Genomic DNA, 14,927 nt, shown 5'->3' with positions numbered 1-14,927 from the left:
CCGCCGGGCGGGCTCTCATTTTTTGACCCCTGTCCATCTCACAAGGCAAGTCCATGGCCGACCAGCAAGAACCCGTTTTCCAGATCCAGCGCGTCTACCTCAAGGAGGCTTCGCTGGAGCAGCCCAATTCGCCCGGCATCCTGCTGCAGGGCGAGCAGCCGTCGGTCGACATCCAGATCGGCGTCGAGGCCCAGCCGGTGGCTGAGGGTGTCTACGAGGTGTGCGTGACGGCCACCGTGCACACCCAGATCGCCGACAAGACCGTGTTCCTGGTCGAGGCCAAGCAGGCCGGCATCTTCGAGATCCGCAACCTGGCGGAAGACCAGATGGGCCCCATCGTCGGTGTGGTCTGCCCGCAGATCGTCTTCCCCTATCTGCGCGGCAATGTGGCCGACATCGTGCAGCGCGCCGGCTTCCCGCCCGTGCACCTGGCGGAAATCAATTTCCAGGCCACCTATGAGCAGCAACAGCAGCAGGGCACCGAACTCAAGATCCAGTAAGGCTGGGCCCATGCCTCGTCACTGCTGTCCTTCGAGACCATGAAAATCCTCGTGCTTGGTGCCGGTGCCTGGGGTACGGCGCTGGCCATGAGCGCCAGCCAGAACCCGCAGACCCGCCACGACGTCACCTTGTGGGCACGGGACGGGGTGCAGGCGCAGGCCATGCGGGCCGCCCGTGTCAACGCGCGTTATCTGCCCGGGCTGGTTCTGCCCGAATCCCTGCAGGTGATCGACGGGCCGGCCGATGCGCTGGCCGGCCTGGTGCAGGGCCAGGACCTCGTGGTGATCGGCACCCCGATGGCCGGCTTGCGCGGCGTGCTGCGGCAGATCCACGCTTGCGATCAGCCCGTGGCCTGGCTGTGCAAGGGCTTCGAGCCGGCCGGGCCGGGCGCCCAGGGCCTGCTCGCGCACGAAATCCAGGCCGAAGTGGCGCCCGGACTGCAGGCCGGTGTGCTCAGCGGCCCGAGCTTTGCGCTGGAGGTGGCCAGGGGCCAGCCTACCGCCCTGGTCGCCGCCAGTCGCCATGCGGTCGTGCGTGAGCGCTTGGTCCAGGCTTTCCACAGCCCCACGCTGCGCATCTATGACAACGAGGACATCGTGGGTGTCGAGGTGGGTGGGGCCGTCAAGAACGTGTTGGCCATCGCGACGGGCCTGTGCGACGGCCTGAACCTGGGCCTGAACGCCCGGGCGGCGCTGATCACCCGTGGCCTGGCCGAGATGACGCGCCTGGGGCTGGCCCTGGGCGCACGGGCCGAGACCTTCATGGGTCTGTCGGGGCTGGGCGACCTGGTGCTCACTGCCACCGGCGACCTCAGCCGCAACCGCAAGGTGGGTCTGCTGCTGGCCCAGGGGCAGACGCTGGCGCAGGCCGTGGCTTCGCTGGGTCATGTGGCCGAAGGGGTCTACTGCGCCCGCACCGTGGTGCAGCGGGCGCGAAGCCTGGGCGTGGACATGCCCATTGCCCAGTGCGTGGTGGCCCTGCTGGATGGCCACATGCAGCCGGCCCAGGCCGTGGCGGCCCTGATGGGCCGCACGCCCGGTTCCGAAGCGAAATAAGACCGGGTCCGGACCAGCCTGTCGTCAGGCGCCGTCGCGGGCGATGCGCGCGCTGATGTGGGCGATGGCTTCTTCCACCTGGTCCACCAGGATCAGGCACAGGTCTCCCTCGCCCAGGCGATCCATGGCCGTGTCGATGGCCAGGAACTCGCCGCGGATCTCGTTCACGTCACGCGCGCGCTTGGCCTCGGCCAGGCCTGAGCGCAGCAGCGCCAGCACCTCGCCGTCGGCACGGCCACGCTGGCAGGCGTCCTCGAAAAGCACGATCTGGTCGAAGGCATCGCCCAGGATGCGGGTCTGTTCGCGGATGTCCTCGTCGCGCCGGTCGCCGGCACCGCTGATGACCACCGAGCGGCGCTGGGCCGGCATGGCCCCCACGGCCTGGACCAGTGCCAGCATGGCGTCCGGGTTGTGGCCGTAGTCGGCGATCACCGTGGCGCCGCGGTAGCGGAAGAGGTTGAAGCGGCCCTGCGCGTTGTTGCTGTCGTTGTCGAACGTGGCCAGGCCCTGGCGGATCAGCGCCCAGTCCAGGCCCAGTGCCCAGGCAGCACCCACGGAGGCCATGACGTTCTCGACCTGGAAGCCGATGGCGCCGCCCAGGGTGAGAGGCACACCAGCCAGCGGCAGCCGGTGCTGGACCTTGCCTTCGGCCGCCACCAGATGTCCATCCTCGACATAGACGGCCCGCTTGCCCTGGGCCAGGTGCGTGGCCATGACCGGGTTGTGGCGGTCGGCGGCGAAGTAGGTCACCAGGCCGCTGCGGCATTGGCTGGCCATGGCCGCGACGATGGGGTCGGTCGCGTTCAGCACGGCGGTGCCCTTGTCGGAGATGTTCTGCACGATCACGCGCTTGAGCACGGCCAGGTCTTCCACCGTGGTGATGAAGTTCAGGCCCAGGTGGTCGCCGGCCCCGACGTTGGTGACCACCGCCACGTCGCAGCGGTCAAAGGCCAGGCCTTCGCGCAGCATGCCGCCGCGTGCGGTTTCCAGCACCGCTGCATCCACGTCGGGGTGCTGCAGCACATTGCGCGCGCTCTTGGGTCCGCTGCAGTCGCCGGTGTCGATGCGCTCGCCGGCGATGTAGACGCCGTCGGTGCTGGTCATGCCCACGCGCAGCTTGTTCTGCGTGAGCAGGTGCGCGATCAGGCGCACGGTGGTGGTCTTGCCGTTGGTGCCGGTCACGGCCACCAGCGGGATGCGGCCATTCTCATGTTCCGCGAACATGGTCGAGATGATGGCCTCGCCCACCGCACGGCCCTTGCCATAGGAAGGCGAGAGGTGCATGCGCAGGCCGGGTGCGGCGTTTACTTCGACGACGCCACCACCGGTTTCCTCCAGCGGCTGCAGGATGTTGTCGCAGACCATGTCCACACCACAGATGTCCAGCCCCACCATCTTGGCGGCAATGATGGCGCGGTGCGCCACCTCGGGATGCACGTCGTCGGTGACGTCGGTGGCGCTGCCGCCGGTCGAAAGATTGGCGTTGTGACGCAGCGCGACGCGCCGGCCGCGCGCCGGCACCGAATCGGCGTTCAGGCCCTGGCCCGCCAGGCAGGCCAGAGCGATGTCGTCGAAGCGGATCTTGGTCAGCGAGGTCGAATGACCGGTGCCGCGGCGCGGGTCCAGGTTGACCTGGTCGACCAGCTGGCGCACGCTGTGCTCGCCGTCGCCCACCACGGTCGGCGGGTCGCGGCGCGCCGCGGCGACCAGCTTGTTGCCCACCACCAGCAGCCGGAAATCGTTGCCGGGCAGGAAACGCTCGACCAGGATCTCGTTGTCGAACTCGGAGGCGGCCGCATAGGCCTTGAGCAACTGCTCGCGGGTGGTGATGTTGACCGTGACGCCCTTGCCCTGGTTGCCGTTCTTGGGCTTGATCACCACGGGCAGGCCGATCTCGCCGGCAGCGGCCCAGGCCTCTTCGGCCGACGTGATCTCACGCCCCAGCGGCACCGGCACGCCTGCGCTGGCCAGCAGCTTCTTGGTCAGTTCCTTGTCCTGGGCGATCGATTCGGAGATCGCGCTGGTCACGTCCATCTCGGCGGCCTGGATGCGGCGCTGCTTGCTGCCCCAGCCGAACTGGATCATGCTGCCCGAGGTCATGCGGCGGTAGGGGATGCCGCGTGCGGTGGCCGCGTCGGCGATGCAGCCGGTGCTCGGGCCCAGACGCACGTCCTCGTCGAGTTCGCGCAGCTGGCCCAGAGCGGCGGCCAGGTCAAACGGTGTGTCCTCCAGGGCAGCGCGGCACAGGTTCTGGGCCATTTCCAGGGCCATGCGGCCGACGGCTTCTTCGGAATACTCGACCACCACCTGGTACACGCCGGGTTCGACCGTGGGCGTGGTGCGGCTGAAGGTGACCGGGCAACCGGCCTGCGCCTGCAGGCCCAGCGTGGCCAGTTCCAGCACATGGGCCAGGGGCACGGTGTCGTCATGACCGGTCGGGTTCAGCGGCAGGATCTGCGGGAAGCGCGTGCGCAGGCGCAGACCGAAGTTCTGGCGCGCGCTGAGTTCGCATTCCGCCGGCGTGCAGTGCACGACGGCCTCGATGGCGGTGTGGTGGCTCCACAGATTGGGGCCGCGCAGGGCGCGTATGCGTTTGACTTCCATATCAGTGGTCGTTGGTGAGGTTGGCCTTGAAGGTGCGCAGGCCGGCGCCGATCAGTTCGGGGCGGACGTCCAGCGCCCAGGCGGTGGCGACGGCGGCCATCACCATGTCGGGTTTGGCCGCCTTGGTCGGGTTGAGCGAGTCCAGCGGTACTTCGCTGATCTCGTCCATCCCCTGGGCCAGCACGATGTGGCGGTCGCGCAGGAACACGGTGCGCTCGCCCTGCTGGCGATGCTGGGCGATGGCCGGCAGCTGGGCGTCGGAGCCGTAGAAGATGACCTTGCCGTCGCACAAGGCGGCCATCTCGACCACGCGCGGATCGGCGGCGTTGAGCACCGCCGTGCCGCTGGGCAGGATCACGTCGACCTGGGTGCGCACCACGTTGTAGAGCTTGTCGGCGTCGTCGATGTAGAACTCGGCCAGGTCCTCCAGGCCGTCCAGATCGGTCACCACGCCGACCGTGCAGCGGTCATAGGCCAGGCCCTCGGAGAGGATGGCGCGATGGGTGTGCTCGAACACGGCCGCTTCCAGCGAGCGGTTGATCAGCAGGCGCTGGCCGGTTTCCCAACCCGAACCATCACGGGCTTCGACCTGGCGCGGGCCCAGGAAGAAGCCGTCGCGGCAGGCCAGGCCGACCTGGGTGCCGTTGATGTGCAGCAGCCAGTTCACCATGCGCGCGATGCGGGTGGTGTTGCGCGTGCCTGTGATGCCGACGATGGGGATGCGGCCCTGGTCTTCGCCAGGGAAGAGGTGAGCCACGATGGCCTGGCCGACGTTGCGCGGCTGGCCTTCGGCGGGCTTGAGGTGCATGAGCAGGCCGGGGCCGGCGTTGACCTCGATGATGGCCCCGCCCTGCTCGGCCAGGGGCCTGGAGATGTCGGGTGTGACCAGGTCGATACCGGCGATGTCCAGTCCGACCACCCGCGCGGCCAGTGCGGCGGCCGCAGCCACCTGGGGGTGCACCTGGTCGGTCACGTCGTAGGCGAGGTCACCGTGGCGGCGGATCAGCACCACCTGGCCGGGCGGCGGCACGGAGTCGCCGTTGTAGCCCTGGCGCGAGAGTTCGAGCTGGGCGATCGGCTCCTTGTCCAGGATCAGCGGCTCGAGGGGGAATTCCTCTTCCTCGCCGCAGCGCGGGTCGCTGTTGATCTGGCTGTCGATCAGCTGCAGGATGGTGGAGCGGCCGTCGCCGGTGACGACCTGCTTCTTGCCGCGCGTGGCGGCCACCACCTGCCGGCCTACGACCAGCAGGCGATGGGCCTCGCCCTCGATGTACTTTTCCACCAGCACGCCGCTGCCTTCGGCATCGGCGGCATGCCAGGCTTTCTCGACGTCCTCGCGCGTGTGCAGGTCGGTGAACACGCCGCGGCCGTGGTTGGCGTCGGTCGGCTTGACGGTGATCGGCACACCGATATCCTGGGCCACGCTCCAGGCCTGCTCGGGACTGTCGACCTCTTCGCCTTCGGGGACCGGAACGCCGCAGGACTGCAGCAGCTCCTTGGTGAGCTGCTTGTCGCTGGCGATGCTCTCGGCGATGGCACTGGTCTGGTCGGTCTCGGCGGTCCAGATCCGGTGCTGGCGCGCGCCATAGCCCAGCTGCACCAGATTGCCTTCGTTCAGGCGGATGTGCGGGATGCGGCGGTCGGTGGCGGCCTCGACGATGTGTGCCGTGCTCGGACCCAGGAAGAGCCGGTCGCACAGCTCGCGCAGGCGGGCGACGGTGGCGGACACGTCATAGGGCCGGTCCTCGATGGCGGCCAGCAGCAATTCGCGCCCGGCCTCCAGCGCTGCCCGGCCGACTTCTTCCTGCCGGGTCCGGAAGGCCATCTTGTAGACGCCATGTTTGGAGGTCATGCGCGTCTTGCCAAAGCCGGTCTGCATGCCGGCCTGGGTTTGCAACTCCAGCACCACGTGCTCCAGGATGTGCCCGGCCCAGGTGCCGTCGCGCAGCCGCTCCAGGAAGCCGCCGGGTTCGCCCACCCCGCAACGATGCTGCTCCAGGCCGGGGAGCATGCCGGTCAAACGCTCGTAAAATCCGGGGATGACATTGGAAGGCCGGTCTTCCAGGTCCCCCAGGTCCAGCCAGGTCTCGATGACCGGGCGATAGGTCCAGATGTTGGGACCGCGCAGATGGCTGACCCGCAGAATTTGAAGGTTTTTTTGAGTCATGAAGCTAGGCAGGGTGAACTATCGGTCCCTGCGTTGGTCTTGCTCGCTGGCAGGGCCAGATCGGGCGATGGCTGCGGTATGTCTCCAAGGTGCCGTGCATAAAACGGGGACAATCGACATCAGCAAATCCTTACCCAGGTTCCGGACTCCATGACTCGCTCCACCCCGTCAGCAGCTCTATTATCTTTCAGCGACGTTCCGGCGGAATGGCTGGCTGAAATACGCACACAACTGCACCCTGATGAGAACGTCCAGGCGGTGCTGGAGGTTGACCTCGACACCCGCCTGCAGTTTGGTCGCGGCCTGCTGGTGGCCACCGAACGACGCCTGCTGGCACGGGCGCCGGGCCAGTCTGCCTGGCAGGCCTGGGCCTACCACCCCGCCCTGAAACTGAACCAGCACGACCACGCCGGTGTCGGCCACCTGGAGCTGCTGGACGGCCAGGGCCGGCTGGCGCACTGGTGTTACACCTTGGGAAAAAATCTGCAGGCCGTGCGCTTGGCCGAGCAGGTGGGTCGCCAGCTACGCAGCCTGATCACCGGCCAGCCGGTGCCTGTCCCGGTCGGCCACGACTGCCCGATCTGCAAGGCCCCCCTCGATCCCGGCCAGGACGAGTGCCCGATCTGCGCCAAGGTCATCCACACCCCGCCCTCGACCTGGACCCTGCTGCGCCTGTGGCGCTTCGCCAAGCCGTACAAAGGCCAGTTGCTGCTGGGTTTCGTGCTCACGCTGCTGGGCACGGCCGCCAGCCTGGTGCCGCCCTACCTGACCATGCCGCTGATGGACGAGGTGCTGGTGCCGCTGGAGGCCGGCAAACAGGTCGACCCCATGCTGGTCGTGCTCTACCTCAGCGGCCTGCTGGGGGCGGCCGTGCTGGCCTGGGGTCTGACCTGGGCCAAGACCTATATCCTGGCCCTGGTGTCCGAACGTATCGGCGCCGACCTGCGCACCACCACCTACGACCACCTGATGCGCCTGTCGCTCGAATACTTCGGCGGCAAGCGCACCGGCGACCTGATGGCACGCATCGGCAGCGAGACCGACCGCATCTGCGTCTTCCTCTCGCTGCATCTGCTGGATTTCTTCACCGACCTCATCATGCTGCTGATGACGGCGGCCATCCTCTTCTCCATCAACCCCTGGCTGGCGCTGGCCACGCTGATCCCGCTGCCCATCATCATGTGGATGATCCATGCGGTGCGCCACCGCCTCAAGACCGGCTTCGAGAAGATCGACCGCGTCTGGTCCGAGGTGACCAGTGTGCTGGCCGACACCATCCCCGGCATCCGCGTGGTCAAGGCCTTTGCCCAGGAAAAGCGCGAGTCGGCGCGTTTCCACGAGGCCAACCGCCAGAACCTGCTGGTCAACGACCGCATCAACAAGATATGGTCCCTGTTCGCGCCCAGCATCTCCTTCCTGACCGAGGTCGGTTTGCTGGTGGTCTGGGGCGTGGGCGTCTGGCTGATCGCAAGAGGCGAGACCTCGGTGGGCGTGCTCACGGCCTTCATCGCCTACATCAGCCGTTTCTACGGGCGCCTGGACTCCATGAGCCGCATCGTCTCCTGGACCGAGCACTCGGCCTCGGCCACCAAGCGCATCTTCGACATCCTGGACCACGTCTCCAGCGTGCCCGAGCCGGCGCAGCCGGTGCACCTGACGCAGGTGCAGGGCCGCATCGAGGTGCGCGATGTGGGTTTCCGCTACGGCAACCGCGAGGTCAACCGGGGCATCAACATCACCATCGAGCCCGGCCAGATGGTGGGCCTGGTCGGCCACAGCGGCTCGGGCAAGAGCACCCTGGTCAACCTGATCTGCCGTTTCTACGACGTGACCGAGGGTTCGATCCGCATCGACGGCGTCGACATCCGTTCCCTGCCGGTGGCCGAGTACCGCCGCAACATCGGCCTGGTGCTGCAGGAACCCTTCCTCTTCTTCGGCACCATCGCCGAGAACATCGCCTACGGCAAACCCGACGCCACGCGCGAGCAGGTCATGGCGGCCGCGCGCGCCGCGCATGCGCATGAGTTCATCCTGCGCCTGCCGCAGGGCTACGACTCCATCGTGGGCGAACGCGGCCAGGGCCTGTCGGGCGGCGAGCGCCAGCGTATCTCGATCGCACGCGCGCTGCTGATCGATCCGCGCATCCTGATCCTGGACGAGGCCACGGCCTCGGTGGACTCCGAGACCGAGAAGGAGATCCAGAAGGCGCTGGACAACCTGGTGCAGGGCCGCACGACCATCGCGATTGCCCACCGCCTGTCCACCCTGCAACGCGCCGACCGCCTGATCGTGCTGGACCGCGGTCAGGTGGTGGAAGAGGGCACGCACGACGAGCTCATGGCACGCCAGGGCGCCTACTACAACCTCTACCAGGCGCAGGCGCGCAACGTGGACACCGACATGGATGATGCCGAGGCGGAAGTGAACCCCGAACGCAAGGACGACGCCAAATGAACTCGCGCCCCATCCTGAACCAGATGCAGCTGGTCGCGGCCCTGTCGCGCAATGCCTACGGCAAGCTGGCGCTGACCCTGGCCGATGGCCAGATCCGTACCGGCGTGGTGCCGGTGCGCGCCTTCCCCATCCAGGCGCCCGAGCGCGACATCTCCCTGCTGGATGCCGACGGCCACGAGGTGGCCTGGATCGAGGAGCTGGCGCGTGTGCCCGAGCCGGCTCAGGCCCTGATCCGCGCGGCGCTGGCCGAGCGCGAGTTCATGCCCGAGATCCAGGCGATTCTCGGCGTCAGCAGCTTCTCCACGCCCAGCACCTGGCAGGTGCGCACCGACCGCGGTGACACTTCCTTCGTGCTCAAGGGCGACGAGGACATCCGCCGTCTCGCGGGCAACACCCTGCTGGTGACCGACTCGCACGGCATCCAGTTCCTGATCCGCGACATGACGGCGCTCGACCGCGAGAGCCGCCGCCTGCTCGACCGCTTCAAGTGAACCCGGCTTGGCTGGGCTGATTCGCAGATGAAAACTGTCTCCGACTATTCCGAAACCTTCCTGCAGCAGCTGGCGCAGGCCGATGTGGCCCGCGCCCTGCAGGAAGACGTGGGCAGCGGCGACCTGACCGCCGGCCTGATCGATCCGGCGCGCCGGGCGCACGCGCGCATCCTGGCCCGCGAGAGCGCCGTGATCTGCGGCGCGGCCTGGGTGCAGGCCACCTTGCAGCAGGTAGTGCCTCAGGCCAGTGTCACATGGCACGTGCGTGACGGTCAGCGCTGCGAGGCCGACCAGGTGGTGCTGGAAATGACCGGGCCCGCGCGCGGCCTGCTGACGGCCGAACGCACCATGCTCAACTTCCTGCAACTGCTCAGCGCCGTGGCCACGCACACCGCAGCCTATGTGCAGGTGGTGCAGGGCGTGCCGGGCAGCCGCGCGCAGATAGTAGACACGCGCAAGACCCTGCCCGGCCTGCGCCTGGCGCAGAAGTACGCGGTGCACTGCGGCGGGGGGACCAACCACCGCATCGGCCTGTACGACGCCGTGCTGATCAAGGAAAACCACATCGCTGCCGCGGGCGGCGTGACGGCCGTGCTGCAACGCGCCGCCGCCGTGGCGCCCACGGCCGAGTTCGTCGAAATCGAGGTCGAGACATTGGCCCAGCTCCGAGAAGCCCTACAGGCCGGTGCCACCATGGTGCTGCTCGACAATATGGACTTGCCGACCTTGCGCGAGGCCGTGCGCCTGAATGCCGGGCGCGCCATCCTGGAGGTTTCGGGCGGGGTGAACATGGGCACGGTGCGCGAGATTGCCGCCACGGGCGTGGATCGCATCTCGATCGGGGCCCTGACCAAGGATGTGAAGGCCGTTGATTTCTCCATGCGGTTTACGGAGTTGTGATGAACACGACCAGTCAGGTGATCGACGTCGAATACGAACAGCCCGAGATAGCGCAGGGTGAGGGCGTGGCCTGTTCCACCCACCACGCCTGGGCGCGCGTGCCGGTGGAGCCCGGCCCGGCCGAGCGTGCTGCGCTCAAGGACAAGATCCGTCGTCTGCTCAAGGAAAAGAACGCGGTGATGGTCTCGCACTACTACGTGCACCCGGACCTGCAGGACCTGGCCGAGGAAACCGGCGGCATCGTCAGCGATTCGCTCGAGATGGCACGTTTCGGTCGCGACCACGGGGCCCAGACCCTGGTGGTTTCGGGCGTGCGCTTCATGGGCGAAACCTCCAAGATCCTCTCGCCGCACAAGCGCGTGCTCATGCCCGACCTGGACGCGACCTGTTCGCTGGACCTGGGTTGCCCGATCGACGAGTTCTCGGCCTTCTGCGATGCACACCCGGACCGTACGGTCGTGGTCTATGCCAACACCAGCGCGGCCGTGAAGGCGCGCGCCGACTGGCTGGTCACCTCCAGCTGCGCGCTGGACATCGTGCGTGCGCTGAAAGATCAGGGCCACAAGATCCTGTGGGCGCCAGACCGCCACCTGGGCGGCTACATCCAGCGCGAGACCGGGGCCGACATGCTGATGTGGAACGGCTCCTGCATCGTGCACGACGAGTTCAAGAGCTTCGAGCTGGAAGAGCTCAAGAAGGAACATCCCAAGGCCAAGGTGCTGGTGCACCCGGAGTCGCCCGCCGCCGTGGTGGCCCTGGCCGACGCGGTGGGCTCCACCTCGGGCATCCTCAAGGCCGCGCAGAAGATGGATGCGCCGGAGTTCATCGTGGCCACCGACAAGGGCATGATGCACAAGCTGCGCACGCTCAACCCCGGCAAGACCTTCATCGAGGCGCCTACCGCCGGCAACAGTGCCACCTGCAAAAGCTGCGCGCATTGCCCCTGGATGGCCATGAACGGCCTGGCGGGCGTGGCGCGGGTGCTGGAGAGCGGCGCCAACGAGATTCATGTGGACCCGGCATTGATCCCGCGCGCCCGTGTGCCGATCGACCGCATGCTGGCCTTCACGGCGGCGCTCAAGGCTGGCCGACCGGTCGCCGGCCTGGTGCCCAACATCGGCGCGGCCTGATCGGCGCCCCCCAGACGCTTTGGGTCTCCCCCTCAAGGGGCGCTCCCAGCGGACTGGCGAAGCCAGATCCGCGGGAGCCCTGGTCTTTTCCTCGCATGCCTCGGGCGTGGGACGGCATAATCGGCGCGAACAAGGAGTTGATCCATGTCCCGCAACGTGTTCGCCGTCTATCCCGGTACCTTCGACCCCATGACCCTGGGCCATTCCGACGTGATACGCCGGGCGGCCCAGCTGTTCGACCGTGTCCTCGTGGGCGTTGCGGCGGCCCATCACAAGAAGACCATGTTCACGCTGGAGGAGCGCATGGGCATGGTGCGCGAGGTCATGCACGACCAGCCCAATGTGGTGGTCGAGAGTTTCTCGGGCCTGTTGCGTGATTTTGTCGTGGGGCGCGGTGCCAAGGTGGTCATCCGCGGCCTGCGCGCGGTAACCGACTTCGACTACGAGTTCCAGCTGGCTGGCATGAACCGCAGCCTCATGCCCGAAGTGGAGACGGTTTTTCTCACGCCCAGCACGAGCTACCAGTTCATCTCCAGCACCCTGGTGCGCGAGATCGCCATCCTGGGCGGTGAGGCCGAGAAGTTTGTCGACCCCGTGGTGGCGCAGCGCCTGGCTGAAAAAGTGCGCAGCCCGGGCCGTGCGTAGGGCCTTGCCGCTGTCGGCCGGGGCGCTGCTCCCGGTGACTGCTGCTCCAGGATGACCTTGTGTTTCCAGATGAAACCGCCACGTTGCCGTCATGCGTGCGCCGCATAATTGCCATATGACCGAACTCATCCTGATTCGCCACGGCGAAACCGACTGGAACCGCGAACTGCGTTTCCAGGGGCAACTGGATGTGCCGCTCAATGCCACCGGACTCGAGCAGGCGCGTCGCGTTGCAGCGCGCCTGGCCCGGGAGTCTATGCACCAACTGGTCAGCAGCGATCTGCAGCGTGCCTTGCAGACGGCCCAGGCCGTCGCCGGACAAATTCCTGCGCAACTGGAGCCGGTGCTCGAGGCTGCGCTGCGCGAACAGCATTTCGGTGTGGTCGAGGGCCTGTGCGTGCCAGATATCCAGCAGCGCTACCCGCAGGCCTGGGAGCAGTGGGTGCGTTTCGACGCGCACTATGCTTTCGAGGGGGGCGAATCCACCCATGATTTCCATGCCCGTGTCCTGGCAGCCTTGCATGCCCTGGCGCAGCGCCATGCGGGCCAGACAGTGGCGGTGGTCACGCACGGTGGTGTGCTGGACATGGTCTACCGCAGCGCGCTGGGCCTGTCCTTGTCCGGCCCGCGTGTCAGCGAGATTCCCAACGCCGGCATCAACCGGGTGCGCTTGTCGGGTGAGCTCATCGAGATCGTTGATTGGGCCGACACCCGCCACCTGGCCGATCTGCCGCCGCAGCCGGTCTATGACCAGCAGCGCCTGGCCCGTGAACGCGCTGCCGCCAACGCCGAAGTCGGCACGGCCTGAGGGGTCTCTCGCCCCGGGGTTTTTGGGCGAGCGGGGATAATCGGGCCCACCATGGCCCTGATGATCACCGACGAATGCATCAACTGTGATGTCTGCGAGCCCGAGTGCCCCAACCAGGCCATCTATCTCGGGATCGAGATTTACGAGATTGATCCGACCCGCTGCACCGAGTGCGTGGGCCATTTCGACCAGCCCCAGTGCGTGCAGGTCTGCCCGGTGGCCTGCATTCCCGTGAATCCGGACCGCGTGGAAGACCGCGATACCTTGTGGCAGAAATACCGGCGCCTGCAGGCTGAGGCCACTGCGGCTGTCGCCAGCAAACCACCTTCCGCCTGAGTTGCCGGCCTTACTTGGGCGAGGCGGGCACGCGGTAGGCTGGCAGCTTTTCCTTGGTGTTCTTCCTGGCGGCGGTCTTCTGTGCTGCCTTATCGGCATCGCGCTGGGCCTTGTCGGCTTTTTCAGCAGCACGTTGTGCGGCTGTTTCTTCCTTCAGCCGGGTCTTCTCCAGCGCGTCGCCGGCACGCTTTTCATGTTTCACGCTGGCCTCGTGGGCCTTGCGTTGCTCGGCTGTGCGGCTGTCCGTGGTGTCTACGGTGCCGCCGCCGGGACAGGGTGTCTGGCTGTAGCTGCTGCCGCAGCGGTAGACGGTCTGCGCCGACAGTCCGGTGCACAGCGACATGGCAGCGATCGCGAGGATGAGGGACACAGTCTTCATGCGGGCTCTCCTTCCTTGGGGGGCAGATCGGCCGGGCGCGGCGGCTTGGGCCGGGGTGGTTTGCTGGTATGGATCAGCATGGTGGCCTTTTCCATCTCGCCGGCCAACAGCTCGGGCAGGGCCTTGATCGAGCGTGCGATGCAGTCCTCGATGGCGGTCCGGTGGTCCGGCGAGGGTTTTTTGAGCACCCAGTTCACCACTTCGGCTTTCACGCCCGGGTGGCCGACGCCGATGCGCAGGCGCCAGTAGTCGTCCGTGCCCAGCCTGGCATGGATGTCGCGCAGGCCGTTGTGGCCGGCATGGCTGCCGCCGAACTTGAGCTTGACCTGGCCTGGCACGATGTCGAGTTCGTCGTGTGCGACGAGGATCTCCTCGGGCTGGATCTTGAAGAAGCGCGCCAGCGCTGCCACCGATTTGCCCGATTCGTTCATCCAGGTCTGCGGCTCCAGCAGCCAGACGGTCTGGCCCTTGATGGTGGTGCGTGCCATGAGGCCGTGGTAGCTCTTGTCCATGGTCAGGCCGAGCTTGAGTTCGCGCGCCACGGCGTCGATCCACCAGAAACCGGCGTTGTGCCGGGTGGCCTCGTATTCGGGGCCGGGGTTGCCCAGGCCGACAAACAGTTTGATCATGCGCGGATTATCAATGCATCGCGGGGCAGCGTCCTGCAGGTCGGACTCCAAAGAAAAACGGCCCACCGAAGTGGGCCGTTGACGCAAAGCCGGGTGGCTTATTTCTTGGCGGCGGGCGCCTTGGCAGCCGGAGCGGCGGCCTTGCCGGCAGCCGGGGCCGCAGCGGGAGCAGCGCCTTCGGCGGCGGGAGCAGCCTCGGTCGCATCCGCGCCGGCCACCATCACCACGGACACCACGACCGGGTTGGACTTGCCGTGGGTCACGGCAGTCACGCCCTTGGGCAGCTTGATGTCAGACAGGTGCAGGGAAGCACCCTTCTTCAGGCCGCTCAGGTCCACGGCGATGAACTCGGGCAGATCGGCCGGCAGGCAGAGCACTTCGATTTCGGTCAGCACGTGGTTGGCGATGCAGCCGTCGTTCTTGACCGCAGGCGAATTCTCGTCACCGCTGAAGTGGAAAGGCACCTTCATGTGCAGCTTGGTGTTGGCGTCCACGCGCTGGAAGTCGATGTGCAGCACCAGGGGCTTGAAGGGGTGCATCTGCACGTCGCGCAGCAGCACCTTGTTGCTCTTGCCGTTCACTTCCATCTCGAGGATGGACGAGTGGAAGGCTTCCTTCTTCAGGGCATGCCACAGCGCGTTGTGGTCGAGCTCGACCAGTTGCGGCTCAACCGTGCCACCGTAGACGATACCGGGCGTACGGCCCGTATTGCGGAGACGGCGGCTCGCACCCGTGCCCTGCTTGGCGCGCTCAAAAGCGACGAATTTCATAGTTCACTCCATAAAGAGTCCACCGCGACCAGTGAGACTCCGTTTCAACAAAGGCCTG

At 67.0% G+C, this 14,927-nt stretch carries 14 protein-coding genes; 9 read left to right on the top strand and 5 right to left on the bottom strand.

Annotated features, from left to right (window positions below):
- The first annotated feature begins 53 nt into the window (after nt 1–53).
- Both secB and AC1RRP_RS03205 read left to right on the top strand, forming a co-directional pair.
- Nucleotides 54–500, top strand: coding sequence for a protein-export chaperone SecB (secB, locus tag AC1RRP_RS03210; protein ID WP_493033141.1), 447 nt, complete (start codon nt 54–56; stop codon nt 498–500).
- A 39-nt stretch (nt 501–539) separates the two neighbouring features.
- The gene (locus AC1RRP_RS03205) at nt 540–1,556 is read left to right on the top strand and encodes an NAD(P)H-dependent glycerol-3-phosphate dehydrogenase (protein WP_493033139.1); all 1,017 of its coding nucleotides are present in this window, start codon (nt 540–542) and stop codon (nt 1,554–1,556) included.
- 24 nt (nt 1,557–1,580) lie between these two features.
- On the opposite strand, the gene cphA is transcribed toward AC1RRP_RS03205, so the two are convergent.
- Together cphA and AC1RRP_RS03195 are read right to left on the bottom strand one after the other, a co-directional pair.
- Nucleotides 1,581–4,160 carry a cyanophycin synthetase gene (cphA, locus tag AC1RRP_RS03200; protein WP_493033137.1) on the bottom strand — a complete coding sequence of 860 codons (2,580 nt, stop codon included), beginning with the start codon at nt 4,158–4,160 and terminating at the stop codon, nt 1,581–1,583.
- A 1-nt stretch (nt 4,161) separates the two neighbouring features.
- Nucleotides 4,162–6,327, bottom strand: coding sequence for a cyanophycin synthetase (locus tag AC1RRP_RS03195; RefSeq protein WP_493033135.1), 2,166 nt, complete (start codon nt 6,325–6,327; stop codon nt 4,162–4,164).
- Nucleotides 6,328–6,477: 150 nt separating this feature from the next.
- On the opposite strand from AC1RRP_RS03195, the gene AC1RRP_RS03190 reads away from it, so the two are divergent.
- The 7 genes from AC1RRP_RS03190 to AC1RRP_RS03160 all read left to right on the top strand — a co-directional run bounded on the left by AC1RRP_RS03190 (nt 6,478) and on the right by AC1RRP_RS03160 (nt 13,091).
- Nucleotides 6,478–8,781, top strand: coding sequence for a cyanophycin metabolism-associated ABC transporter (locus AC1RRP_RS03190; protein WP_493033133.1), 2,304 nt, complete (start codon nt 6,478–6,480; stop codon nt 8,779–8,781).
- Nucleotides 8,778–9,272, top strand: a complete 495-nt coding sequence (locus AC1RRP_RS03185; protein ID WP_493033131.1) for a cyanophycin metabolism-associated DUF1854 family protein — start codon at nt 8,778–8,780, stop codon at nt 9,270–9,272. The genes AC1RRP_RS03190 and AC1RRP_RS03185 overlap by 4 nt, the downstream gene beginning before the upstream one ends.
- 27 nt (nt 9,273–9,299) lie before the next feature.
- Nucleotides 9,300–10,172, top strand: coding sequence for a carboxylating nicotinate-nucleotide diphosphorylase (gene nadC / locus AC1RRP_RS03180; protein WP_493033130.1), 873 nt, complete (start codon nt 9,300–9,302; stop codon nt 10,170–10,172).
- On the top strand, nt 10,172–11,302 hold the full coding sequence (gene nadA / locus AC1RRP_RS03175; protein WP_493033128.1) for a quinolinate synthase NadA: 1,131 nt from the start codon (nt 10,172–10,174) through the stop codon (nt 11,300–11,302). Before nadC ends, nadA begins: the two co-directional genes overlap by 1 nt.
- Nucleotides 11,303–11,446: 144 nt before the next feature.
- A complete protein-coding gene (gene coaD, locus AC1RRP_RS03170; protein WP_493033126.1) occupies nt 11,447–11,947 on the top strand; it encodes a pantetheine-phosphate adenylyltransferase in 501 nt (166 codons plus the stop codon).
- Between the two features lie 115 nt (nt 11,948–12,062).
- Nucleotides 12,063–12,755: a histidine phosphatase family protein gene (locus AC1RRP_RS03165; RefSeq protein WP_493033124.1), complete on the top strand. Its 693-nt coding sequence runs from the start codon at nt 12,063–12,065 to the stop codon at nt 12,753–12,755.
- A gap of 51 nt (nt 12,756–12,806) precedes the next feature.
- The gene (locus tag AC1RRP_RS03160; protein WP_493033122.1) at nt 12,807–13,091 is read left to right on the top strand and encodes a YfhL family 4Fe-4S dicluster ferredoxin; all 285 of its coding nucleotides are present in this window, start codon (nt 12,807–12,809) and stop codon (nt 13,089–13,091) included.
- A 10-nt stretch (nt 13,092–13,101) separates the two neighbouring features.
- Here AC1RRP_RS03160 and AC1RRP_RS03155 read toward each other — a convergent pair whose 3' ends face one another.
- From AC1RRP_RS03155 to AC1RRP_RS03145, 3 genes are all read right to left on the bottom strand, one after another.
- Nucleotides 13,102–13,470 carry a hypothetical protein gene (locus AC1RRP_RS03155; RefSeq protein WP_493033120.1) on the bottom strand — a complete coding sequence of 123 codons (369 nt, stop codon included), beginning with the start codon at nt 13,468–13,470 and terminating at the stop codon, nt 13,102–13,104.
- The gene (pth, locus tag AC1RRP_RS03150) at nt 13,467–14,099 is read right to left on the bottom strand and encodes an aminoacyl-tRNA hydrolase (RefSeq protein ID WP_493033117.1); all 633 of its coding nucleotides are present in this window, start codon (nt 14,097–14,099) and stop codon (nt 13,467–13,469) included. The genes AC1RRP_RS03155 and pth overlap by 4 nt, the downstream gene beginning before the upstream one ends.
- 98 nt (nt 14,100–14,197) lie before the next feature.
- The gene (locus tag AC1RRP_RS03145; RefSeq protein ID WP_493033115.1) at nt 14,198–14,869 is read right to left on the bottom strand and encodes a 50S ribosomal protein L25/general stress protein Ctc; all 672 of its coding nucleotides are present in this window, start codon (nt 14,867–14,869) and stop codon (nt 14,198–14,200) included.
- Nucleotides 14,870–14,927: the final 58 nt, after the last annotated feature.

The sequence above is a fragment of the Hylemonella sp. GW821-FHT12C09 genome, from assembly GCF_058807395.1.
This window is presented reverse-complemented; position numbering and strand designations above follow the sequence as displayed.

What these genes read in the sequence shown, in the direction of transcription:
- secB (WP_493033141.1), top strand. Translation starts at nt 54, where the DNA reads ATGGCCGACCAGCAAGAACCCGTTTTCCAGATCCAGCGCGTCTACCTC.
- AC1RRP_RS03205 (WP_493033139.1), top strand. Translation starts at nt 540, where the DNA reads ATGAAAATCCTCGTGCTTGGTGCCGGTGCCTGGGGTACGGCGCTGGCC.
- cphA (WP_493033137.1), bottom strand. Translation starts at nt 4,160, where the DNA reads ATGGAAGTCAAACGCATACGCGCCCTGCGCGGCCCCAATCTGTGGAGC.
- AC1RRP_RS03195 (WP_493033135.1), bottom strand. Translation starts at nt 6,327, where the DNA reads ATGACTCAAAAAAACCTTCAAATTCTGCGGGTCAGCCATCTGCGCGGT.
- AC1RRP_RS03190 (WP_493033133.1), top strand. Translation starts at nt 6,478, where the DNA reads ATGACTCGCTCCACCCCGTCAGCAGCTCTATTATCTTTCAGCGACGTT.
- AC1RRP_RS03185 (WP_493033131.1), top strand. Translation starts at nt 8,778, where the DNA reads ATGAACTCGCGCCCCATCCTGAACCAGATGCAGCTGGTCGCGGCCCTG.
- nadC (WP_493033130.1), top strand. Translation starts at nt 9,300, where the DNA reads ATGAAAACTGTCTCCGACTATTCCGAAACCTTCCTGCAGCAGCTGGCG.
- nadA (WP_493033128.1), top strand. Translation starts at nt 10,172, where the DNA reads ATGAACACGACCAGTCAGGTGATCGACGTCGAATACGAACAGCCCGAG.
- coaD (WP_493033126.1), top strand. Translation starts at nt 11,447, where the DNA reads ATGTCCCGCAACGTGTTCGCCGTCTATCCCGGTACCTTCGACCCCATG.
- AC1RRP_RS03165 (WP_493033124.1), top strand. Translation starts at nt 12,063, where the DNA reads ATGACCGAACTCATCCTGATTCGCCACGGCGAAACCGACTGGAACCGC.
- AC1RRP_RS03160 (WP_493033122.1), top strand. Translation starts at nt 12,807, where the DNA reads ATGGCCCTGATGATCACCGACGAATGCATCAACTGTGATGTCTGCGAG.
- AC1RRP_RS03155 (WP_493033120.1), bottom strand. Translation starts at nt 13,470, where the DNA reads ATGAAGACTGTGTCCCTCATCCTCGCGATCGCTGCCATGTCGCTGTGC.
- pth (WP_493033117.1), bottom strand. Translation starts at nt 14,099, where the DNA reads ATGATCAAACTGTTTGTCGGCCTGGGCAACCCCGGCCCCGAATACGAG.
- AC1RRP_RS03145 (WP_493033115.1), bottom strand. Translation starts at nt 14,869, where the DNA reads ATGAAATTCGTCGCTTTTGAGCGCGCCAAGCAGGGCACGGGTGCGAGC.